At 67.5% G+C, this 23,186-nt stretch carries 16 protein-coding genes; 12 read left to right on the plus strand and 4 right to left on the minus strand.

Features of this window, described 5'->3' with window-relative positions; genetic code table 11:
• Positions 1 to 259: 259 nt before the first annotated feature.
• Positions 260 to 1,603, minus strand: coding sequence for a FecR family protein (locus tag FHS03_RS05420; protein ID WP_229426066.1), 1,344 nt, complete (start codon positions 1,601 to 1,603; stop codon positions 260 to 262).
• A gap of 145 nt (positions 1,604 to 1,748) precedes the next feature.
• Between FHS03_RS05420 and FHS03_RS05425 the strand changes: the two genes are divergently transcribed.
• The 11 genes from FHS03_RS05425 to FHS03_RS05475 all read left to right on the plus strand — a co-directional run bounded on the left by FHS03_RS05425 (position 1,749) and on the right by FHS03_RS05475 (position 16,513).
• A complete protein-coding gene (locus tag FHS03_RS05425) occupies positions 1,749 to 3,686 on the plus strand; it encodes a CHASE2 domain-containing protein (RefSeq protein ID WP_229426067.1) in 1,938 nt (645 codons plus the stop codon).
• Positions 3,686 to 4,906: a tetratricopeptide repeat protein gene (locus FHS03_RS05430; protein ID WP_183440065.1), complete on the plus strand. Its 1,221-nt coding sequence runs from the start codon at positions 3,686 to 3,688 to the stop codon at positions 4,904 to 4,906. The genes FHS03_RS05425 and FHS03_RS05430 overlap by 1 nt, the downstream gene beginning before the upstream one ends.
• Positions 4,907 to 4,947: 41 nt before the next feature.
• Positions 4,948 to 5,259, plus strand: coding sequence for a VanZ family protein (locus FHS03_RS05435; protein WP_229426068.1), 312 nt, complete (start codon positions 4,948 to 4,950; stop codon positions 5,257 to 5,259).
• A gap of 45 nt (positions 5,260 to 5,304) precedes the next feature.
• A complete protein-coding gene (locus tag FHS03_RS05440; RefSeq protein ID WP_183439972.1) occupies positions 5,305 to 6,036 on the plus strand; it encodes a Crp/Fnr family transcriptional regulator in 732 nt (243 codons plus the stop codon).
• Between the two features lie 156 nt (positions 6,037 to 6,192).
• On the plus strand, positions 6,193 to 6,993 hold the full coding sequence (locus tag FHS03_RS05445; protein WP_307729524.1) for an ABC transporter permease: 801 nt from the start codon (positions 6,193 to 6,195) through the stop codon (positions 6,991 to 6,993).
• Complete coding sequence (locus FHS03_RS05450; RefSeq protein ID WP_183439973.1) at positions 6,993 to 8,216, plus strand: ABC transporter ATP-binding protein; 1,224 nt, start codon at positions 6,993 to 6,995, stop codon at positions 8,214 to 8,216. The genes FHS03_RS05445 and FHS03_RS05450 overlap by 1 nt, the downstream gene beginning before the upstream one ends.
• The gene (locus FHS03_RS05455) at positions 8,213 to 9,502 is read left to right on the plus strand and encodes an FkbM family methyltransferase (protein ID WP_229426069.1); all 1,290 of its coding nucleotides are present in this window, start codon (positions 8,213 to 8,215) and stop codon (positions 9,500 to 9,502) included. Before FHS03_RS05450 ends, FHS03_RS05455 begins: the two co-directional genes overlap by 4 nt.
• A gap of 2 nt (positions 9,503 to 9,504) precedes the next feature.
• A complete protein-coding gene (locus FHS03_RS05460) occupies positions 9,505 to 13,686 on the plus strand; it encodes a glycosyltransferase (RefSeq protein ID WP_183439974.1) in 4,182 nt (1,393 codons plus the stop codon).
• On the plus strand, positions 13,679 to 15,136 hold the full coding sequence (locus FHS03_RS05465) for a UbiA family prenyltransferase (protein WP_183439975.1): 1,458 nt from the start codon (positions 13,679 to 13,681) through the stop codon (positions 15,134 to 15,136). Before FHS03_RS05460 ends, FHS03_RS05465 begins: the two co-directional genes overlap by 8 nt.
• Before the next feature lie 25 nt (positions 15,137 to 15,161).
• Positions 15,162 to 16,136, plus strand: coding sequence for a glycosyltransferase family 2 protein (locus tag FHS03_RS05470; protein ID WP_183439976.1), 975 nt, complete (start codon positions 15,162 to 15,164; stop codon positions 16,134 to 16,136).
• Positions 16,133 to 16,513 (plus strand): GtrA family protein, encoded by a 381-nt coding sequence (locus tag FHS03_RS05475; RefSeq protein ID WP_371871596.1) that lies wholly within the window; start codon positions 16,133 to 16,135, stop codon positions 16,511 to 16,513. The genes FHS03_RS05470 and FHS03_RS05475 overlap by 4 nt, the downstream gene beginning before the upstream one ends.
• A gap of 46 nt (positions 16,514 to 16,559) precedes the next feature.
• Here the strand turns inward: FHS03_RS05475 and FHS03_RS05480 are convergent, their stop codons facing one another.
• A complete protein-coding gene (locus FHS03_RS05480; protein ID WP_183439977.1) occupies positions 16,560 to 18,626 on the minus strand; it encodes a DUF7024 domain-containing protein in 2,067 nt (688 codons plus the stop codon).
• 126 nt (positions 18,627 to 18,752) lie between these two features.
• Here FHS03_RS05480 and FHS03_RS05485 point away from each other — a divergent pair, with 126 nt between their 5' ends.
• Positions 18,753 to 20,663 carry a hypothetical protein gene (locus FHS03_RS05485; protein WP_183439978.1) on the plus strand — a complete coding sequence of 637 codons (1,911 nt, stop codon included), beginning with the start codon at positions 18,753 to 18,755 and terminating at the stop codon, positions 20,661 to 20,663.
• 98 nt (positions 20,664 to 20,761) lie between these two features.
• Here FHS03_RS05485 and FHS03_RS05490 read toward each other — a convergent pair whose 3' ends face one another.
• Entirely contained in the window at positions 20,762 to 22,774 is a 2,013-nt protein-coding gene (locus tag FHS03_RS05490; RefSeq protein WP_183440069.1) for an acyltransferase family protein, read from the minus strand.
• Positions 22,746 to 22,991 (minus strand): hypothetical protein, encoded by a 246-nt coding sequence (locus tag FHS03_RS27905; protein ID WP_221208046.1) that lies wholly within the window; start codon positions 22,989 to 22,991, stop codon positions 22,746 to 22,748. The genes FHS03_RS05490 and FHS03_RS27905 overlap by 29 nt, the downstream gene beginning before the upstream one ends.
• Positions 22,992 to 23,186 lie beyond the last annotated feature (195 nt).

Raw genomic sequence — 23,186 nt, forward strand, 5'->3', positions numbered from 1 at the left:
CTTATTTGCGACAGTAAATTTACCGCGCGGCCATTATGAAAGAAGCCTATGGATAAAGCAATATTTTGGCATCTGACTCATTTCAAACTGGGTTTATCTACTCAATTTGACAACTACGGCTTCGTCTGGAGAACCTTTCGGCTAAATACTCACCAATAATTGCATCGACCAAATGCGCGCGATATAGAAGACAAGTTGAGCCGCACAAAAAAGAAGCCCGCAAGCGGGCTTCTTTTTCATAAGCAATTGATCTGGAAACTTATTTCTTCCACACTACAACACCACCGGCCGACCGTTTTGCATCCAGGCTGCTTTTGAAAAGATAGGTGGCGCCATTCAGGTCGGTCATAGCGCCCGTTACGGTCATATTTGAATTTGGTGAATAGCGATTTTGTCCGAAAAAGTCACCCGTCGAATTGACCCCGCCTTCGCTGGCCATCTTGCGAGTTTCATCTCCAGTCACCAAATCAAAACTGGTGGTGAAACTGCGTTTATCGAAATTAAACAGGAGCTGCCCATTTTCAAGAGTGGCCGCCTGTGGACCAGTGTAAATATCGCGCACATAGGCTTCGCTGGAGGCAATAACCATGCCAATGCTACCGCGCTCTGGAGCGATGAATTGGGATCCTGAGCGGCTACGGAACAGCACGAAATCATCGCCTAGAGCGATCCGCTCCGCACCATCTTTGGACAGGCCGCTGTTGGCCGGCATATTGAGCACCGTATTCCAGCGCCCCCAGCTTACTTCGCGCACTGGCGGCGGCGGCACCACCGGCACCACCGGCACCGGATCGGGATCCGGGCGCACGACCAGCGGCGGCACATTGCCACCGGCGTTCGGTTCATTCTTGACCGCCGGTTGCTGCGCCGCCTTTTCCTGCAGCGAGACATTCTTTTTCGCGTCCAGGTTCGGCTCGCCGGCGGTGCCGCCCGTGCCATTCTTGCCCACCGGCTCGTCGCCGCGCGGTGGCGCCACCACATCCGGCGCCAGCAGGCTGTTGCCCTGCATCAGTTGCGGCGCCGCCTGGCCGCGCTGGATCTGCAGCAGCACACCTTTCTGTGCCGCCGCCAGTTCGCGCGCGGTCTGGCCCTCGCAGGGGCCGGCGCCTTCGGGACGGCAGGCGCCGTCGAAGCCGCTGACCGTGACGCGGCCGGAAATCACGGCCACGCGCGAGGTGTTCTGGTCGGTAAACACGGTGAAATCGGTGCCGCGCACGCCGATGGCGGCCACCGGCGTATTGAAGCGGAAATTCTGGCGCGCCAGTTTCACGGCCTCGCCGGACTGACTGCGCGCCACGCCGCTGATCAGCTCAAGCTTGACCATGGTGTTGGCTGGATTGGCCTTGTCCACATGATATGTGGCGATGCGGGCCTGGGTCTTGGGCCGCAGGATGAACAAGCCGTTGTCGACGGTCTTGACATACAGATAACCGTCGTTACCGGTGCTGAGCAGCTGTCCTTCCTGGACCATGGTGCCGAGCGCGGCCGGCTGACCGGCGACTTGGGCAGAGCCGGCGACGAAAATAATCTTGCCCGCCTCCTCCGCCTGCACGGCCTGGGCCGCCAGCACCAAGCCGACTGTGAATGCAAGTTGTTTCATCATATTATTCCCCTTCTGCCCGATTATGCGGTGAACCTGCCACAGCTTTCCGTGACCGAGGTCACATTCTACCTGAAGCCGTTTTCGCGTTTCCCGGCGTTACACTTTGTAGCAAAAAGTTCTTATCGTTTGGCAACACGATATACTGATGGTTTCCCGCCGCCACCCGTCAGCCAAGCCACCACCGATGAGCCTGCAACCGGCCCTGCGCCGTCCTCTTCTGCCCCGCCCGCGCCAGCTCAGCTGGCTATTGGCGCTGATGGCGCTGCTGCTGACCGTGGGGCTGGAGTGGCTGCCGCCGGCCGGCAGCAGCCTGGTGGGCGACGAGTGGCTGCGCGACCGCTATCTGCGCTTGCAGGTGAGCACGGCGCCCGAACCGCGCATCCTGGTGGTCGATATCGACGAGGCCAGCCTGGCCCAGATCGGCCCCTGGCCCTGGCCCAGCGCCCGCCTGGCCGACTTGGTGGAGCTGCTGCTTTCAAACTACAGCGCGCGTGGCGTGGCCCTGGACATCGTGCTGCCCAAGCCCGGCGATACCCTGGGCGACGCGCGCCTGGCCATGCTGGCCCAGCATGGCCCCTTGGTGCTGGCGCAAGCCTTCGACTACAGCCTGACCCGGCCCGAGCCGCTGCGCGAGGGCGTGCCGGGCGGCGCCATCGCCGCTGCCGGCCCGGCCCAGCCGGCCAGCGGTCACATCGCCAACCATGCGCTACTGGCGCGCGCGCCCCATATCGGCAATATCGGCTTTCTGCCCGATCCGGACGGCGCGCTGCGCCGCCTGCCGCTGCTGACCAGCTACCAGGGCAAGGTCTATCCGGCCCTGTCGCTGGCCCTGCTGCAGTGTTGCGGCGATGGCACGCGGCCGGCGCCCGCCGACAGCCGCGCCGCGCGCATCGCCTATGAACGCGACTGGGATGCGTACACCGTGGTCAGCGCGGCCGATATTCTTAACGGCAGTCTGGCGCCGCAGGGCGCCAGCGGGCGCCTGGTACTGGTCGGCTCGTCCTCGCTGACCCTGGGCGACCGCGTGACCACGCCGCTGGCGGCCAACCGGCCCGGCCTGGGCGTGCAGGCGACCATGCTCTCCACCCTGCTCGACCGGCAAGATGGCCGGGCGCCGGCGCCCTGGCCGGGACGCTGGCTGGCCTGTCTGTATACCGCCTTGCTGGCGTTCAGCCTGGGCTATACCTTGCCGCGCCTGTCGGCCACGCGCAATGTGCTGCTGCTGGGCCTGGGCGCCGGACTGTGGCTGGCCCTGGCCTTGCCGCTGTGCCGGCATGATCCCGACTTTTCGCCGGCCGCGCCGCTGGCCGCCGTCTTCTTCCTGCTCACCTTCGCCGTACCCTTCCAGTGGCAGCAGGCGCAGCACAAGTCGCGCCACCTGCTCGACACCTTGCGCCAGTATGTGGCGCCGGCCGTGGTGGCCGAGCTGCTGCGGCGCGACCTGCAAGACCCGCTGGCGCCGCGCCAGCTCGACGTGACCACCCTGGTGGCCGATATGGAGGGCTATACCAGCCAGGTCGAAGCCTTGCCGGTGGAAGAGGCGGCCCAGCTCACGCGCGATTTTCTCGAATGCCTGACCGGCCCCGTCATCGCCTGCCACGGCACGCTGGACAAGTACACCGGTGACGGCCTGGTGGCATTCTGGGGCGCGCCCCTGCCCCAGCCCGAGCATGCCGATTTGGCAATAGACGCCGCCCGTGCTATTGTGCGGCGCGTGGCGGAATTGAGCGCCCAGCGCCAGGCACTCGGACGGCCGGCGCTGCGCGTGCGCATCGGCATCGAGAGCGGCACGGCGATGGCGGGCGATTTTGGCACCCGCTTCCGCAGCATCTACACCGCCGTGGGCGATAGCGTGAACACGGCGGCCCGGTTGGAACAGGCGGCGCGCGACTATCCCTCGCGCGTGATCGTCGGCGCCGGCGCCATGGCGCGGGCGCGCCGCCATACGCTGTTGTGCCTGGGCGAGCGCTTGTTGCGCGGCAAGGAAAAGCCGACTACCCTCTATACTTTTGACCCAAGCAATATGGTTTTACCCGAGAATTCCAGCCCTGCCCCCGATACCGCCCTGGAGAGCCGCGCGTGATGCCCTGCTGGCCGCCGCGCCGCCATCTTGCCGCCCTGGCCCTGAGCCTGCCGGCGGCCTTGGCGCTGGCCGAGGCGCCGCCGGCAGGCAGCGACGAGGCGCCACCGGAAAGCCAGCAGCTTTACCAGGAGGCGCTGCAATCGATCGCCGAAGGCCGCAAGAACGACGCCAGCGCCACCTTGCAGCGCGTGATCGAAAACGAGCCGCTGCACGCGGGCGCCTGGCTCGACCTGGCCCTGATCCAGTGCGCCCTGGGCCACACGGCCGAGGCTGAGCGCCTGTTCGCCGCCGTCGAGGTGCGCTTCGATCCGCCCGAGGATATCCTGAAACTGATCGCCGAGGCGCGCGAAAAAGGCTGCGCCGGCTGGCAGCCGCACAGCCAGTCCTCGTTCAGCGTGGGCCGCGGCATCGACCAGAACGTGAACCAGGGCGCGCGCGAAGCCGAGCTGCTGCTGCCCGACTTCCTGCCCAAGCACGACCAATACAGCACGCTCTCGGCCGACCATGTGCGCGACCTGACGCCCAATGGCAGCATCGGCTTCGTCCAATACCAGGCGCGCCGCTACGACCAGCTGCACCAGTACGATTCGGCCTCGCTGTACGCCGGGGTCGAGTCGCCGTGGCGCTTCGGGCGCTGGACCTTGCGCGCCAACGCCATGCTCGGTTTGATTACCCTGGGCGGCCAGCTGTACCAGCGCCTGAGCCAAGTGCAGCTGCGCGTCGGTCCGCCGCTGCCGCTGCCGGGCAGCTGGCAATTCAGCGTGACCGGCGGCCTGACCCATGTCGCCTACACCACGCTGGAGAATTTCGACGCCAATACCGTGGAACTGCGCAGCCAGCTCAGCTACCGCGGCGGCGACAGCTATGCCAGCCTGAGTCTGGCGGCCCAGCGCGACCATGCCCTAGCCGCGCGGCCCGGCGGCGACCGCCACGGCTGGCAAGTGGCGGCGCAGTGGCGGCGCCGCCTGTACGGCGAATTGATCGGTGAACTCGGCTATAACCGCCAGCAATGGAATAATGAGCGCGTGTATGCGCCCGGCTTCCTCGACCAGGTGCGCCGGCAGGCCAGCCATCTGTGGCGCGCCACGCTGAGCTACCCGCTGACGCGCACCCAATCGCTGATAGTCGAAGGCCGCGCCGTGCGCAACAAGGAAAATATCTCGATCTTTCAGTACAATGACCGCCAATTGCAAATCAGCTGGCAGTGGCAAACCCCTTAAGGCTGGGCGTTGGAGCTTGTACAATGGGAATGGATTGGGGATTGTTTTTGGCCGCGGGCCTGCTGTTGGTCGCCGGTTGTCTGGTGCCGAACCGCTGGCTGCCGGTGCGCATGCCGAACGATAAGCTGCTGCATTTCGGCGCTTTCGCGGTGCTCGGCCTGCTCGCGCTGCGCCTGGCCCAGGGGCCGGCGCAAGCCTTGATGGGGCTGGCCGGCTTGCTGGTGCTGGGCTGGGCCATCGAATGCCTGCAGCAATTGCTGCCCGACCGCAGCTTTTGCTGGCGCGATATGGCCGCCAATGCGGCCGGGCTGGCGTTCGCGGGCTTGTTCGCCCTGGCCTACGTCTCCATCTGATACGCAATCGCAAGCAACCGATAACCCGAGCCAAGCAGGAACGCCATGTCAAGCAGTCAGGATCCCTCCGCCGCCCCTTCCGCGGCCCCGCCGCCGGCCGAAGAGCGCCAGGTGCAGATCCACCTGCGCAAGATTCCGCTGCTGGCCGGCCTGTCCGACGAGGAAATGCTCAAGATCAAGGGCGAATTACGCATCCGCCAGTACGCCAAGCGCGAGGTGGTGCTGCACAAGGGCGGCATCGGCGACGGCCTGCTATTCCTGCTCTCGGGCCAGTTGCAGGTGATCGACGTGACCGAGGATGGCCGCGCCATCGGCCTGCGCATGCTGGCGCCGGGCGACTTTTTCGGCGAAATCGCCCTGATCAACAATTCCACGCGCTCGGCCTCGGTGGTAGCGATGACCGAGGTGCTGGTGGCCTTCCTGCCCGCGCCCACGGCCATGCACCTGTTCGCCCACTCGCCCTCGGTGGCCTCGCAGATGCTGCGCCACCTGGCGCAAAAGATCCAGCGCGACTCGGAATTCCGCTCCCTGCTCAGCATCAACAACACGGCCAAGCGCATCTACACCTATCTGGTGCTGATGAAGCGCGAAGCGCCCGACGGCACGGTGGTGGAAAACCTGCCGACCCACCAGGATATTGCCAATATGATCAATACCAGCCGCGAAACCGTGACACGCGCCCTGCTCGCGCTGGCCCAGCAGGGCATCGTGCAGAAGGAACCGCACCGCCTGGTCATCAAAAACCCGGAAGCGCTGCAGAAACTGGTGCAGGGCTGACTATTCCTTCGTTGCAACCTGTTACAACTGTGGCAAGGACGGGCGGTATATAATCTGGCTCTTGTAAATTTCCGGACCCGGCCCCTCGCCGTGTCCCGCACGACTCCCAATGAACGAGCTTATCCTGGCCTTGCCGTCCGGCCCGCGAGGCGGCGCATGATTTCCGCCGCCATGCTGCGCGGGGTCTGGGCTTACCGCGGCTTTATCAGCGGCAGCGTCAAGCGCGAATTCCAGTCCAAGTACCGCAACACCATGCTGGGCGCCGTCTGGAACGTGCTGAGTCCGCTCGCCATGATCCTGGTGTATACCCTGATCTTTTCCCAGGTCATGCGCAGCAAGCTGCCCGGCTCGAATTCCGAATTCGCCTACAGCATCTATCTGTGCGCCGGCGTGCTGACCTGGGGCTTGTTCGCCGAAATCACGGCGCGCGGCCAGGCCATGTTTCTCGAGAACGGCAACCTGATCAAGAAGATCAGCTTCCCGCGCATCTGCCTGCCGCTGATCGTGGTCGCCAACGCCCTGCTCAATTTCGCCATCATCTTCGGCCTGTTCGTCGCCTTCCTGCTGCTCTCGGGCCAGTTCCCGGGCGCCGTCTTCCTGGCCGTCTTCCCGGTGCTGCTGATCGAGGTGCTGCTGGCCATCGGCCTGGCCATGGTGCTGGGCGTGCTGAATGTCTTCTTCCGCGACGTCGGCCAGTTCTTCACCATCGCGCTGCAATTCTGGTTCTGGCTGACACCGGTGGTCTACCCGGCCTCGATCATCCCGGCCAGCGTGCGGCCCTACCTGGACGCCAATCCCATGCTGGCCGTGATCCAGGCGTACCAGCAGATCCTGGTCAACGGCCAGGCGCCGCACTGGGGCAGCCTGACGCTGCCGGCCATCCTGGCCCTGCTGCTGTGCGCGCTGGGCCTGCAATTGTTCCGCAAGCGCGCCGGCGAAATGGTGGATGAACTGTAATGGGCACGATTACCGTCAGCAATCTGGGCAAGGCCTATAAGCAGTATCCGACGCGCTGGTCGCGCCTGCGCGAATGGCTGCTGCCCTTCCGCGGCCCGCAGCACAAGCTGAAATGGATCTTGCAGGAGATCAGTTTCGAGATCGCCAGCGGCGAGGCCGTGGGCCTGATCGGCATCAACGGCGCCGGCAAGAGCACCCTGCTCAAACTGATCACCGGCACCACCCAGCCCACCACGGGCGGCGTGCACCTGCAGGGCCGCGTGGCGGCACTGCTGGAACTGGGCATGGGCTTCCATCCCGATTTCACGGGCCGCCAGAACGTGTACATGGCGGGCCAGCTGCTGGGCCTGGGCATGGACGAGATCACGGCCCTGATGCCGCAGATCGAGGAATTCGCCGAGATCGGCGAGTATATGGACCAGCCGGTGCGCGTGTATTCGAGCGGCATGCAGATGCGCGTGGCCTTCAGCGTGGCCACCGCGCGCCGTCCCGACATCCTGATCGTGGACGAGGCGCTGTCGGTGGGCGACACCTATTTCCAGCACAAGAGCTTCGAGCGCATCCGCCAGTTCCGCCGCGCCGGCACCACCCTGCTGCTGGTGTCGCACGACAAGCAAGCCATCCAGTCGGTGTGCGACCGCGCCATCATGCTCGACGGCGGGCGCCTGAGCAAGCAGGGCGCGCCGGAAGAGGTGATGGACTATTACAACGCCATGATCGCCGACCGCGAAAACAGCATGCTGCAGCTGAACGCGCGCGACGACGGCAAGGTGCAGACCGTGTCCGGCACGGGCGAGGCCACGGTGGCCGACATCGCCCTGCTCGACGCCGACGGCCAGCGCGTCGAGGTGATCGACGTCGGCGCTGAGGTGACTTTGCAGGTGACGGTGCGCGCGCGCGCGGCGATTCCACGCATGGTGCTCGGCTATATGATCAAGGACCGCCTGGGCCAGGCCATGTACGGCACCAACACCGATTTGAAGGAGCTGCCGCTGGACGCGGTGCAGGCCGGCGAGGAGGTGGTGTACCGCTTCCGCTTCCACGCCAACCTGGGCGCCGGCACGTATTCGGTGGCCACCGCCATCGTCAGCACCGACACCCATCTGGTGAACAATTACGAGTGGCGCGACCTGGCCCTGGTGTTTACCGTGATTAATATGCGCCGTCCCCATTTCGAAGGGTCGGCCTGGATCGATCCGGCCATCGAGATCATCCGCCCATGAGCCAAGCGCCTATGACCCTGATTTCCTACTCGCAGAACTTCGAGGATGTGCTGCTGTGGCGCGCCCTCAAGCATGTGCCGCAAGGCTTTTACATCGACGTCGGCGCCAACGACCCGGTGCTGCACTCGGTCACCAAGACCTTCTACGATGCCGGCTGGCACGGCATCAATATCGAGCCGATGCCGTCCTACCACGCGCCTTTCTTGGAACAGCGCCCGCGCGACATCAATCTGGGCTGCGCGGCCGGCGCCGCGGCCGGCGAGATCACGCTGTTCGAAGTGCCGTCGATGAACGGTTGGGCCTCCACCGACGCCGATGTGGCGGCCCAGCACCGCGCCGACGGCTATGAAGTGACCCAGGCCACCGTGCCCCTGCGCACCCTGGCCGAGATCTGCGCCAGCCATGTGGCCGGCGAGATCCACTTCCTCAAGATCGATGTCGAGGGCTTCGAGGGCGAGGTGCTGAAGGGCATGGACTTCGCGCGCTGGCGCCCCTGGGTGCTGGTGGTGGAAGCCACCCTGCCCGGCAGCACGGTGAGCAACCACGCCAGCTGGGAAGGCCTGGTGCTGCCGCACGATTACCACTTCGCCTATTTCGACGGCTTGAACCGCTATTACGTGGCGGGCGAGCACCGCGAGCTGCTGGCCGCGCTGCAAGTGCAGGCCAATGTCTTCGACGCCTTCACGCCCTACCATCTGGACAAGGCGCTGCGCGAAAACCACGACCTCGCGCAGCAGGTGAACGCCAACTGGCAGCGCGTGGAAGAACTGGCGGCCGCCGTCGAAGCGGTGCAGCAGGACAAGCTGAAGCTGGGCCAGGAATTGCAGGCGGCGCTGGCCGCCCGGCAGGCCGCCGCCAGCGAGGCGGCGCAGGCGCAGGCGCGCCTGCTGCAGGCCGACGCCTGGGGCCAGGACGTGGAACAGCGCCTGCTGGCGGTGTATGCCAGCAGCTCCTGGCGCATCACGGCGCCGCTGCGCGCCATTCTGCGGCGCGGCCCGAACAGCCTGCCCAATCTGGCGCGGCGCAAGGCGCGTGGCGCGCTGCGCCGCAGCCTGCGCTGGCTCACCTCGCGCGAAGTCCTGCGCCGCAGCATCCTGCCGCTGATGGACCGCATTCCCGTGCTCAACACCCTGGTCGGCAAGCTGCTGCGCGCCGCCAAGCGCGCCACGGCCGACACCGTGTCCGACGCGCCGGACGTGCCGGCCCTGCTGCGCGAACTGCCGCAGTCGGCGCGCGGCGCCCTGGCCGATCTGCAGCGCGCCTTTGACCAACAAGCGAAACACTGATTATGCGCATCGTTCTTGATTTCCAGTCCTGGCAGGAGGGCACGGCGCCCGGACGCGCCGCCGTCCTGGCCCTGGTCCGCGCCCTGCTCCCGCTGCTGGCGCCGCACACCGTGCTGCTGGCCTGCGACCGCCGCCACGCCGACAGCGTGGACGAGCTGCGCGCCGCCTTCGACGGCCTGCTGCCGCGCGCGCAACTGCTGGCCTACGGCACGCCGGCGCCGCGCGGCGCCTGGCAGGAGCACGCCGCGCGCGAGCTGCGCGCCGGCTTCCTGGCCGCGCTCAACGCCGACCTGCTGCTGGAAGCGGGCCGCCACGCGCCGGGCCTGGTGCGCGCCAGCGCCGACGGCCTGCGCCTGCCGAGCGCCGCCGAACAGCAACTGGCCGCCGCCGGCGCCACGCCGGAAGCGGCCGCCGCCGCCCTGCTGGCGGCGCTGCCGGAAGCGCCCCCGCACGACGACGCCGCCGCGCCAGCGGGCGCGCGGCCGCGCCTGGCCTTCATTTCGCCGCTGCCGCCGGAACACTCGGGCATCGCCGACTACAGCGCCGAGCTGATCGCCGAGCTGGAGGCGTACTATGAACTGAGCCTGGTGCTCACGCCCGGCGCCACGCCGGACGCCGCGCTGCAACGCTTCCCCCAGCTCAGCGTGGCCGACTTCGAACAACAGGCACACCAGTTCGCGCGCCGCCTCTACCACTTCGGCAATTCGAATATGCACAAGCATATGTTCGGCCTGCTGCAACGCCATCCGGGCGTGGTGGTGCTGCACGATTTCTATCTGAGCGGAGTGCTCGACAATATGGAGCGCGACGGCGACCAGCCGGGCGCCTTCATGCAGGCGCTGTACGGCGCGCACGGCTATGGCGCCCTCGGCCACCACCGCGAGCATGGCCGCAACCCGACCATCTGGGCCTATCCCTGCAATAAGGCCGTGCTCGACCAGGCCGACGGCGTGATCGTGCACAGCGCCTTCTCCTGCCGCCTGGCCGAGCAGTGGTATGGCCCGGGCAGCGCCGACGCCTGGCGCACCCTGCCGCTGCTGCGCGGCCAGGTCGGCGCGGCCGAGCCGGCCGCCGCGCGCCAAGCCGCGCGCGCCGCCCTCGGCCTGGCCGACGACGCCTTCCTGGTGTGCAGCTTCGGCATGCTGGGCGCGACCAAGCTCAACGCGCGCCTGCTGGACGCCTTCCTGGCCTCGCCCCTGGCCCAGGACGCCAAGGCGCAACTGGTCTTCGTCGGCGAGAACGATGCCGGCCCCTATGGCCGCGAATTGCAGCGCCAGATCGCGGCCAGCCCGGCCGCCGGCCGCATCCGCATCACCGGCTTCGTCTCGGGCGCCGATTACGCCCACTGGCTGGCCGCCAGCGACGCCGCCGTCCAGCTGCGCGCCCAGACGCGCGGCGAAACCTCGGCCGCCGTGCTCGACTGCCTGCTGCACGGGGTGCCCACCATCATCAACGCCCACGGCGCCGCGGCCGACCTGCCGCCGGCCGTGCTGCGCATGCTGCCCGACGAGTTCAGCACCGCGGCCTTGGCCGCCGCGCTGCAGGAACTGGCCGCCGATCCAGCCCTGCGCGCCACGCTGGCGGCGGCCGGCCGCGACTATATCCGCAGCGCGCACGCGCCGGCCGCCGTCGGCCGTCAATACCACGCAGCCATCGAACATTTCGCGCGCCACAGCCCGGCCGCCCACTACCGCCGCCAGCTGGCCGCGCTGGCCCGTCCCGGCACGCCGCGTCCGAACCAGGCGGCGCTGCTGGAAACGGCGACCCTGCTGGCGGCCAACCGGCCGGCGCCGGCCCAGCGCCAACTGCTGATCGATATCTCGGCCCTGGTGCAGACCGACCACAAGACCGGCATCCAGCGCGTGGTGCGCAGCATCCTGCTGGCCCTGATCGCCGAACCGCCGCCGGGCTACCGCGTGGAACCGGTGTACAGCGAGGGCGGCGGCCACAATTACCGCTACGCGCGCCACTTCATGCTGTCCATGCTCGGCGAAGCCGGCCTGGGCCTGGAGGACGCGCCGATCGAAGCGCGGGCCGGTGACCACTTCCTCGGCCTCGACCTGGCGTCGAACATCACGACCCAGAATGAAGAGCTGCTGCTGGCACTGCGCCGGCGTGGCGTGCGCGTGCAATTCGTGGTGTACGATCTGCTGCCGCTGCTGCGGCCGGACAGCTTCCCTTACGGCACGCAGAAATACTATGGCGACTATCTGCACACCGTGGCCATGGTGGCCGACGGCCTGGTCGCCATTTCGCGCGCCGTGGCCGATGAACTCGAACAGTGGTTGGCGGCCCAACCGAACCGCCGCCGCGCGCCGCTCGACCTGGCCTGGTTCCACCTCGGCGCCGACCTCGCCGCCAGCGCGCCCAGCCGCGGCATGCCGCCCGAGGCCGATGCCGTGCTGGCCGCCACCGCCCGCGCGCCGACGCTGCTGATGGTGGGCACGGTCGAGCCGCGCAAGGGCCAAGCCCAGGCGCTGGCCGCCTGCGAACAGCTGTGGGCCCAGGGCGTGGCCGTCAACCTCGTCATCGTCGGCAAGAACGGCTGGCTGATGGAGCAATTCGCCAAGCGCATGGACCAGCATCCCGAGCAAGGCAAGCGCCTGTTCTGGCTGCCCGGCGTGTCGGACGAGATGCTCGAACAACTGTACCAGCGCTGCGCCGCCCTGCTCGCCGCGTCCGAGGGCGAGGGCTTCGGCCTGCCGCTGATCGAGGCGGCCCAGCACGGCCTGCCGATCCTGGCGCGCGACATTCCCGTGTTCCGCGAAGTGGCGGGCGCGCATGCCAGCTTCTTCACGGCCGCCGACGCGGCCGAACTGGCGGCCGCCGTGGCCCATTGGCTGGCCTTGCACGCGGCCGGCCAGGCGCCGGCCTCGGCCAACCTGCCCTGGCTCACCTGGCGCGCCAGCGCGCGCCAACTGCTGGCCGCCACCGTCGACGGCCAGGTCTACCGCCGCTTCGTGCCGGCCGGCGTCGCGCCGCAATTGCTGGTCGACGTCTCGGCCATCGTGCGCGACGACCTGAAAACCGGCATCCAGCGCGTGGTGCGCGCCCAGCTCTCGGAGCTGCTGCGCACCGCCACCACGCGCTACCGCGTGCTGCCGGTGTATCTGACCGACGAGGGCGGCCACTGGCATTACCGCTACGGCCGCCGCTACACCCACCAACTGCTGGGCACCGATGACAGCGGCGTGGTCGACGAGGACGTCCAGGTCACCAGTGGCGACGTGTTCTACAGCCCCGACTTCTTCCCCGGCGCCGTGTGCGAAGCGGCACGCATCGGCCTGTACCAGGAATGGCGGGCGCGCGGCGTCAGCATCAACTTCCTGATCCACGACCTGCTGCCGGTGCTGCGCCCCGACTTCTTCCCGCCCAAGGTCGACCAGGTGTTCGAGAAATGGCTGCGCACCGTGAGCGGCGTGGCCGACCGCCTGATCTGCATCAGCGGCGCCGTGGCCGAGGAAACACGCGCCTGGCTGCAGCGCCACGGCGACGGCGCGCCGCCGCAACTGGCCGTGGTGCACCACGGCGCCGACATCGACGCCTCGCGCCCGAGCACCGGCCTGGCCGACGACGCGCCGGCCGTGCTGGCCGACCTGGGCGCCGCGCCCGGCTTCCTGATGGTGGGCACGATCGAGCCGCGCAAAGGCCATCTGCAGGCGCTCGACGCGTTCGAGCAGCTGTGGGCCGAGGGCGCCGACGTGCGCCTGGTGGTGGTCGGCGGCGAAGGCTGGAAAGGCGTGCCGGACGCGCAGCGCCGTTCCATCCCGGCCATCATGCAGCGCCTGTCCAGCCATCCGGAACTGGGACGCCGCCTGCACTGGCTGCGCGGCATCAGCGACGAATACCTGGAACAGGTGTACCGCGCCAGCGCCTGCCTGCTGGCGCCCAGCGAGGGCGAAGGCTTCGGCCTGCCGCTGATCGAGGCGGCGCGCCATGCGCTGCCGGTGATCGCGCGCGACCTGCCGGTGTTCCGCGAGGTGGCGCAAGAACATGCCCACTACTTCAGCGGCATGGCCGGCGCCGACCTGGCCGCCGCCGTGCGCGACTGGTTGCAGCTCAAGGCGCAAGGCCGCGCCGCCAGCTCGGCCGGCATGCCGTGGCAGACCTGGGCGCAGAATGTGCAGGTGCTGACGGCCACCCTGTTTGGCCCCGCATACGAGGAAACCGCAAGCCATGTCTGAAGCCCTGACCATGAAGCTGGCCGCCGAGCGCGGCCATAGTCGTGCTGCCGAGCCGCCGCTGGTGGTGGACCTGGACGGCACCCTGATTTATTCCGACCTGCTGTGGGAATCGCTGCTGCTCTTCCTCAAGACCCAGTTCTGGCAACTGTGGCGCCTGCCGCTCTGGCTGTTGCGCGGCAAGGCCGGCTTCAAGCACCAGATCGCCCAGTACGTGCAGCCCGATCCGGCCACCCTGCCCTATGACCGCGCCCTGCTCGACGAGCTGGCGCGCGAACACGGCGCCGGCCGCCGCATCGTGCTGGCCACGGGCAGCCAGCGCCAGTTGGCCGAGCGCATCGCGGCCCATTTGCAAGTGTTCGACCAGGTGCTGGCCACCGAGGACGTCAACCTGACCGCGCACAACAAGGCCGCCGCCCTGGTGCAGCATTATGGCGCGCAAGGCTTCGACTATATCGGCAATGCCACGGTCGACATCCCGGTCTGGCAGGCCAGCCGCGCGGCCTATGCCGTCACGCGCCGTCCCTTCCAGCTGGCCGCAGGGCGCCAGACCGCGCCCATGGGCAGCATCCGCCAGTCGGCCTGGCCGGCCCTGTTCAAGGGCTTGCGGCCGCGCCAATGGCTGAAGAACCTGCTGGTCTTCGTGCCGATGCTGGCCGGCCATGTGCTGCAGCCGGCCACCCTGCTGCAATCGCTGCTGGCCTTCGTCGCCTTCTCGATGTGCGCCTCGAGCGCCTATCTGCTCAACGACGCGCTCGACGCCCACGACGACCGCCAGCATCCGACCAAGCGCCTGCGCCCGATCGCCGCCGGCCGCCTGCCACTGCCGCTGGCCCTGGGCGCCAGCGCGCTGCTGGCCGTCAGCGCCATCGCCCTGTGCGCCGCCACCAATGGCTTCCTGCTGCTGATGCTGCTGGTGTATTTCGCCAGCACCCTGGCGTATTCCTTCGTGCTCAAGCGCCTGCTGATGGTCGACATCGTCACCCTGGCCCTGCTGTATACCCTGCGCATCCTGGGCGGCAGCGCGGCCACGGCCATCCTGCCCTCGTTCTGGCTGCTGACCTTCTCCTTCTTCCTGTTCCTGAGCTTGGCGCTGCTCAAGCGCTACAGCGAGCTGTACAACCTGAAACGCCAGGGCAAGGAAAGGACGCACGGGCGCGGCTACAGCATCGGCGACAAGGCGACCATCGCCATGATGGGCGTCAACAGCGCCTTCCTCTCGGTACTGGTATTTGTGCTCTATTTCAATTCCGAAAATGTGCTGGTGCAGTACCACACGCCGGCCTATCTGCTGGGCGCCGTGCCGCTGCTGGTGTTCTGGCTGGGCCGCCTGTGGACCCTGGCCAGCCGCGGCGAAATCAATGAAGACCCGGTACTCTACGTCAGCAAGGACAAGGTCAGCCTGAGCGTGTTCGCGCTGTGCGCGGCCCTGCTGCTGGCCGCCGCCCTGTGAGGCCTTCCCTTCTCATCCCCCGCTTATGAATTCTACTGCCAAGATTGCCGTCGTCATCCCCAGTTACCGCGTCACCCGCCACATCCTCGGCGTGCTGGCCGCCATCGGTCCCCAGGTGCAGCGCATCTATGTGGTCGACGACCGCTGCCCGGACGGTTCCGGCGACCTGGTCGAGCGCGAATGCCGCGACCCGCGCGTGCGCGTGCTGCGCCATGCCGAAAACCAGGGCGTCGGCGGCGCCGTGATGAGCGGCTACCGCGCCGCCATCGAGGAAAACCTCGACATCGTCGTCAAGATCGACGGCGACGGCCAGATGGACCCGAGCCTGCTCGACCGCTTCGTCCAACCGATTCTGCGCGGCGAGGCCGACTACACCAAGGGCAACCGCTTCTTCGACCTCGAACACATCCGCCAGATGCCGGCCCTGCGCCTGTTCGGCAACGCCGTGCTGTCGCTGATGACCAAGGTATCGTCCGGCTACTGGGACCTGTTCGATCCGACCAACGGCTATACGGCGCTGCAGGTGGACGTGGCGCGCCATCTGCCGCTGGACAAGATCAGCCGCCGCTACTTCTTTGAAACCGATATGCTGTTCCGCCTGAACACCGTCAACGCCGCCGTGATCGACGTGCCGATGGACGCCAGTTATGGCGATGAGATCAGCAATCTGAAGATTTCCAAGATCGTCAGCGAATTCCTGTACAAGCATGTGCGCAATTTCGGCAAGCGCCTGTTCTACAACTACTATCTGCGCAATATGTCGCTGGCTTCGCTGGAACTGCCGCTGGGTTTGGGCTTGCTGGTGATGGGCGCCAGCTATGGCGGCTGGCATTGGATCGAGTCGGCGCGCGCCGGCGTGGCCACCTCGGCCGGCACCGTCATGCTGTCGGCCCTGCCGGTGCTGATGGGCATGCAGCTGATCCTGGCTTTCCTGGCCTACGATATCGCCGCCGTGCCGCGCCGCGCCATCCACCTGGCGCTGCGCCCGGAGCGCCAGTGAAGCGCCTGGGCGCGCTGCTGCAGCCGCAGTTTCTCATCTACCTGGCGGGCGGCGTGCTGAGCGCCGCGGCCGACATCGGCCTGTTCCAGCTGCTGCTGAACGGCGGCATGGCGCCGCTGGCGGCGGCCAGCGCCGGCTTCCTGGCCGGCCTGCTGCTGAACTACGCCTTCCACGCCCGCTTCACTTTCCGCCAGGGCGCCAGCGCGGCCAGCCTGCTGCGCTATCTGAGCCTGGTGGCCGTGAATTATCTGCTGACCCTGGCCCTGGTGGCGCTCTCGGTGCGCCTGCTGGGCCAAGCCTTGCCGGGCAAGCTGCTGGCCCTGCCCGTGGTGGCGGCCAGCGGTTTCCTGGCCGGCAAATACTGGATCTTCCGCTAAAAAAAAGCCCGCGCGGGGCGGGCCGGTGGTACGCCCTGGCTGGCGCCTAGGGCTTGCCCAGCTCGATGCTGGTCAGCGCCAGCCCGAGCTTGCGGTCATCATTGCCCTGACCGAGTTCGAGCGGCGAGGCCGGCTGCGGCACCTCGATCACCACGCTGCGCGTGGCGCCATCGGTATTGAATTCGAACAGGCGGTCCTGCACCTTGCCCTGCAGGCGGAAGCGCTGGCTCTGGCCGCCCACGATGATCTGGAAATCTTGCTCCAGATTCGGGCCGAAGGTGCTGGCGCGCAGGATCAGGCGGGCTTGTTTCGGCAGCGGTTGGGCGAACTCGAGCTTGACCTGCTTGGCGACCGACCAGGCGCCCCAGTGTTCCGGATTGGCCAAGCCCTCGGCCGCGCTCAGCAAGCCGCTGTCCAGCGGCTCGTTGAAATCGGCGCGCAGCAAGCTTTGCGGGATGGCGCGCACACGCAGCAGCGCAAAGTCGGGGGTGCGCACCACCGGCTGCAATTCCGGCGCCAGCTCGTGCTGGCCGACCACCAGCAGCCAGCGGCGGCGCGGCGGCACTTCATTGGCGGCCAGCGGCGCGCCCGGCTTGAGCTCGATGAAGTCGGCGCCCGGCGTGTCGAGGTGGAACAGGGCGCGCAGCAGGCCGGCGCCCTCGCCGGCCACGGTCAGCTGGGCCAGCTCTTCGCGCGGCAGGTAGTTGCGTGCCAGCAGGGCGGCGCGGTCATACACTTCGGGCACGCGTTGGCGCTGCAAGATGGTGCGGATGCCCGATTCCGAATACAGCGAGAGCACGGGCAGCAGCAAGCCCACCAGCAGCAGCGCGCTCCAGCGCGGCCGCCACACCCACAGTCCCAGCATCAGCAATTGCAGCGCCACGCCGGCGGCGAACTGGCCACGCTTGCGCGTCATCATCATCAGCTCCGGGCTGTCGATATACGACACCAGATACGCCGGCTGCAGGTGGAAGTAGGCATACACGATGCCGGCGCCGACCACGGCCACGGCCAGCAGGCGCGGCCAGCGCGCCGCGCTCACGGCTTCGGCCGGCTTGGCCAGCGGCGCGGCGGCCACGATCAAGAGCAGCGGGAAGACGAAGTTGTAGTAGCGCATATGCAGGCGCCACCCCTCGGTCGGTCCCTGCTCGGCGATGCTGGCCGTATACAGCACCGCCATGCCCAGCGCCGCGCCCAGCGCCAGCAAGGCGAACACTTGCAGGTCGCGCAGCGCCGGCGTGGCCTGGGCCCGGCCCTGGCGGCTGGCCAGCTGCCACAACAGCATGCCCAAGGGCAGACCCAGCAGCAATACCAGGCCCATCAGATGGCCGCGCAGATTGAGCCAACCCGGCGCCAGCAAGCGGGCCAGGCCGCGCGGATCGCCGCCATGGTTGTTGCCGTAGAAACTGCCGAACAATTGCACGCCGTCGGCGCCGGCCAGCAGGTAGCCGAGGCTCGCCTTGACGGCCAGCATGACCAGCGGCGCCACCAGCGCCATGCGCAGCAGGCGCGTCCAGCGCCCGGCGGCCGGGCCGCTGGCACACAGATACAGCATATAGGCCAGCAAGGCCGGCAACAGGAACAGGGCATGCACCTTGACCACGCTGAGCACGCCCAGCACGGCGCCGGTCAGCACGCCATAGCGCAGCGGCGGCAGGTCGCGGCCGCGCAGCGCGGCCCAGGCGAAGATGCAGAAGCCGAGGAAGTACATGGCTTCCGGCATGAAGTAGACGGTATAGCTGTTGATCGGACCGAACAGGCACAGCACGGCCAGCACGGCCGCCAGCCGCGCGCCGCACACGGGGCGCGCCAGCAGGTAGAGGATGGGGGCGGCGCCGACGAAAAGCAGCGCATTGAGCATGCGCGCGCATTCGAGGAAGCCGGGGCCGCACATATTGGTCTGGCCGAACAGGGCCAGGTAGAGATAGGAAGGCAGAGTGCTCTTGGCCAGCGGCTGCAGGCGCGCCGAGCTGCTGTACAGCCACTCGTCAGCAAACACCATCGGGTACACGCCGCCATTGCGCAGCAGCAGATAAATAAAGGCCAAGGCCAAGGCCGCGACAAAGCCGTAACGATAGGTCGACGGCAAGGTCGGCGCAACGCGCTCCTGCATAGTTCTCCTTCCCAGGGACTGGAACAAAGCCGCCATTCTATACCAATTTGCTAAGCCTTCCCGCGCATGGCCCAGGCCCGGCAATTGCAATATACTGCCGGTTTTCCCTGCCATTGGAGTGCGCTGTTGAATCCACATATGCCCCTGCCGCCACCGCGCCGCCTGGCGCTGCTGCTGGTCCTGATCATGGGCTTGCTACTGCTCCTGTTCAAGGCCGACCACATGAAGGGCGATTCCGTCGAATACACCCTGGCCACCATCGCCATGGCCAACCATGGCACGCCGGCCATCCGCATGAGCGATATCGAGCAAGCCAAGCAGCTGGCGCCGGAGCGCGCCGAGATCTATGAGATCCTGGCCGCCGATCTGCGCGCCAACAAGCAGGTGGTGTACGCCGCCTATGTGCGCGGGCGCGGCGGCGATGTCTATACCGTGCACTTCTTCGGCTACTCGGCGCTGGCCGTGCTGCCCTACAAGCTGCTGCAGGCGGCCGGCCTGCCGCCGCTCAAATGCTTCCAGGTGCTGAACCTGACCATGGTGCTGGTGCTGGCGTTGTGCCTGTACCGCCTGTTCCGCAACACCGCGCGCGCGGCCTGGGGCACGGCCCTGTTCATGCTGTGCGGCGGCGCGCTGTACTGGAACTGGAGCAGTCCCGAATGCCTGAGCGCGGCGGCCCTGCTGGGCGCCTTGGCCCTGTATGCGAGCGGCGCGCCGCTGCGCGCCGGCCTGCTGGCCGGCCTGGCCGCCTGGCAGAATCCGACCATCCTGGCCTTCCTCGGCTTTGCCCCGCTGATCAAGCTCTGCCTCGACTACCAGCCCGGACGCGGCCTGGCGGCCGCGCTGCGCCAGGCGCTGGCGCCGCGCCAGCTGCTCGGCCTGGGCCTGGCTCTGGTCTTGATCGCCCTGCCGCCGCTGTTCAATCTGTGGCAGTACGGCGTGCCCAATATCATCGTCAAGCTGTTCTCCAACCGCGAGCTGGTCACCGTGACCCGCCTGGTATCCTTCTTCTTCGATTTGAACCAGGGTCTGCTGATCGGCATTCCAGCCGTGCTGGCGCTGCTCGCGCTGTGGATGTGGCGCGGCGCGCCGCAACGGGTCCTGCTGCTGGGCGCCTGCGCCAGCTTCACCCTGGCCCTGATCCTGCCGGCGCTGGCCGTGCTGAACTGGAACTCGGGCGCGGCCGGCATGATGCGCTATGCCTTCTGGTCCAGCATGCCGCTGCTGTTCGCCCTGCTCTGGCGCCTGCAGCAGCAGGCGCGCTGGCCGCGCCGCCTGGCCGTCGGCCTGCTGCTGGCGCAAGGCCTGTGCATGGTCAACGCGCTGAGCTACAGCTATGTGCAATTCAGTCCGCTGGCGCGCCTGGTGCTGCGCTACGCGCCCAACTGGTACCACCCGGAGCCGGAGATTTTCGCCGAGCGTTCCGGCAATAATGACGACTACATCAATCCCGAGCGCATCTATGCCTATCCGCGCGACGGCGCGCCGATCAAGCACCTGTACAACGCGCGCCACCCGGGCATTGAAGACCATCTGTGCGGCCAAGGCATGAAGCTGGCGCCGGGCAATGCCGCCCACGACAGCGTGCACGGCTGGCGCTATCTGGACGGCGCGCTGGCCTGCGTCGCGGCCGATCCGGCCCGCGGCCAGCGCCTGCGCGTCGAGCAATTCCGCCTGCATAACACGCTGCAGCTGGGCCAGGGCTGGTCCGGATTGGAGTATGGCGGCGGCGCCTGGGACGGCGTCTGGTCGCTCGGCGCCCGCTCCCAGTTGCGCCTGCAAATCCCGGCCGCGCTGAGCGCGCCCAGCGTGACCTTGCACGGCAACTACTTCAACGGCAATACGCGCACCCGCGTGCTACTGGACGGCAAGGACATGGGGTGGGTGCAGCTGGAACAGCCCCAGCCGCTGCCGCTGCCGGCCGAGGCGGTGGCGCGCGGCAGCGTGCTGATCGAGCTGCGCCATGAGCAGCCGCAACGCCCCAGCCCGCAGGATACCCGCCTGCTGGCGGTCTTCCTGAATGAGGTGACGCTGCGCTGACGGCGCGGGCGCGGCAGCGCGCCTGGACCGCCCAGCAAAAAAGCCCCCAGGCCAGCACGGCCTGGGGGCTTTTTCTTTGCGCCTGGCGGCGGCCGCTCTTAACGGCCCGCCGCCGCCCGCGCCGCTTGCTGCTGGGCGAAACGCTCGCCCATCCACAGATCGCCGCGATAGCTCAGATGATTGGTATCGCGGTACATCAGCATGCCGTCGATCATCGCATGGCAGCGCTGGGCGTCGCACAGCTGGGCCGCGGCGTCGAACAGCTGCACCTGGGGGAACTCGCGCATGATGGTGGCCACGGCCGCGTCATGGCCGGCCACGGCCTTGCGGAACTCGGCCGCCGGCAAGGAACAGTCGAGCTGGAGCTTGGTGACGGCGACGGCGCCGCGGCGGATGCAGGCGCGCCCCTCGAAGTTCAGGAAGGGCACGTCGTTGACGAAGACCACCTGGCGGCCATGGGCCAGCAATTGGCGCAGTGTGGCGCGCAAATGGTCCATGGTGGCGCGGCCCGGGTCCGAGTTCGGGTCGAGCTTGAGCGCGGTCGACAGGATGACGGTCTTGATGCCCGGGGTCTTGAGCGCCAGTTCCATCATCTGCGGCGTGGCCTGCTGGAAGGGATCGTCGAGCGGCGGCATGTCGAGGAAGGGCACGCGGGTACCGAGGAACCACAGGTTCTCGCCCTGGGCGCGGTAATAGCGCGTCAAGCCGGCGATCAGGTGGTAGCCATGGCTGTCGCCCATCAGCAGCACGCTCGGATCGCGCGCCGGGTCATCGAGCAGGCAGTACTGGTACTTGGTGGTGAAGCCGTAGCGCTTCTTGCACGCCTCGACATTGGCCACGTCTTCCACCATGATCAAGTCTTTCTGCAGCAGCGCATTGTCGACCACGGCGGCGCGCTTGGGCCGGCCGTCGTGCTTGTAGAGCCAGGCGCCGGCCAAGGCCAAGGCCAGCATCAGCAGCACCAGGCCCGTGACCTTGGCGCGGCCGTGGGCCGGACCGCGCAGCGGCCGTTCCACCCAGCGGTAGGTGAGCCAGGCCAGCAGCACGGCCAGCGCCAGCAGCACGCCGCGCACGCGCGCCGACGGCAAGCCCGATTCCATGATCTGGGCAAACGATAACAGCGGCCAGTGCCACAGATACAGGGGATAGCTGATCAGGCCGAACCAGACCAGGGGACGGCGCGCCAACAGGTGGCGGTTGACCCAGGCGCGCGGGCCGGCGGCAATCAGCAGCAGCGCGCCGCCGGTCGGCAGCAGCGCCCACCAGCCGGGGAAGGCCTTGTCCTTGCGCAGCGCGAGGAAGGCCGTCAACAGCAGCAACAGGCCGAGCACGGACAGCCAGTTGCGCGCGCGCGGGCTGCCCAGCTCATAGCGGGTGTCGCCGCCGCCGCTCTGGCGCGCGCCGAAGTACAGGCTGAGTTTATTGACCGAGAAGTAGGCGAGCATGGCGCCCAGCAGCAATTCCCAGGCGCGGCTGGCCGGCGAGTAAAAGGTGGCGCTGGGGAATTTGGCGATGCCGGCCACGTTCACGAGAAACGAGGCCAGCGCCAGCAGCAGGGCCACGCCGAACAGGCGCTGGCGCAGCTTCCAGGCCGCGCACAGGATCAGCGGCCAGAAGATGTAGAACTGTTCCTCGATACCGAGCGACCACAGGTGCAGCAGCGGCTTGGTTTCGGCCGCCGTGTCGAAATAGCCGACCTCGTTCCACAGGAAGAAGTTCGACAGGAAGCCGGCGCCGCCCACCACATGCTTGCCCAGCATCTTGTACTCGTCGGCGAACAGGCCGAACCAGCCGAAGGTCAGGCTGGCCGCGAGCACCAGGCTCAGGGCCGGGAAGATGCGGCGGATGCGGCGCGCATAAAAGTCGGCGAAGCTGAAGCTATGGCTTTGCAGGCCGCCGATGATGATGCTGCCGATCAGGTAGCCGGAGATGACAAAGAAGATGTCGACGCCGGCGAAACCACCCTTGAGCCGCGCCGGAAAAGCGTGGAACAGCACCACCGACAGCACGGCGATGGCGCGCAGGCCGTCGATGTCGGCGCGGTAGGCGGGGTGGGCCTGTGCCGCGGCCGCGGGCGCCGCGTCAACGCTGGAAAGACTGGCCAGTTTCATGGTCGGAGGTTTCATGGAAGGAAGCGAGAATGGATGGTGCCGGTTGCACCAGATAGGCAAAGCGTTTTTGTTCGATGCGGCCCTTGGTCACGGTATCGCGGATCAGGCCGCAGCACAGCAGCACACTGAACAGGCCGATGCCGGTGCACAGCACGGCCGTCGGCAGGCGCGGCACCAGGCCCGTGGCCAGATAGGTTTGCGGCAGCGGCGCCGCCATCGGCGAACATGCGCGGGATCACATTGCCCTTGCCCTGCCAGGGGATGCGGCGCACGATGGCGCCGGCAGCCACGGCCACGGCCACGGTGGCGTCAGTGGCATTATTGTCGAAGACATAGACGGGCGCCTGCGGCAAGCAAGCCTGGAAGTCGCGCACGATGGCCGCGATGGTCAGCGCCTCGTTATAACAGGGAA

Source organism: Pseudoduganella violacea (genome assembly GCF_014191875.1).
Classification (GTDB): Bacteria; Pseudomonadota; Gammaproteobacteria; order Burkholderiales; family Burkholderiaceae_D; genus Rugamonas; species Rugamonas violacea_A.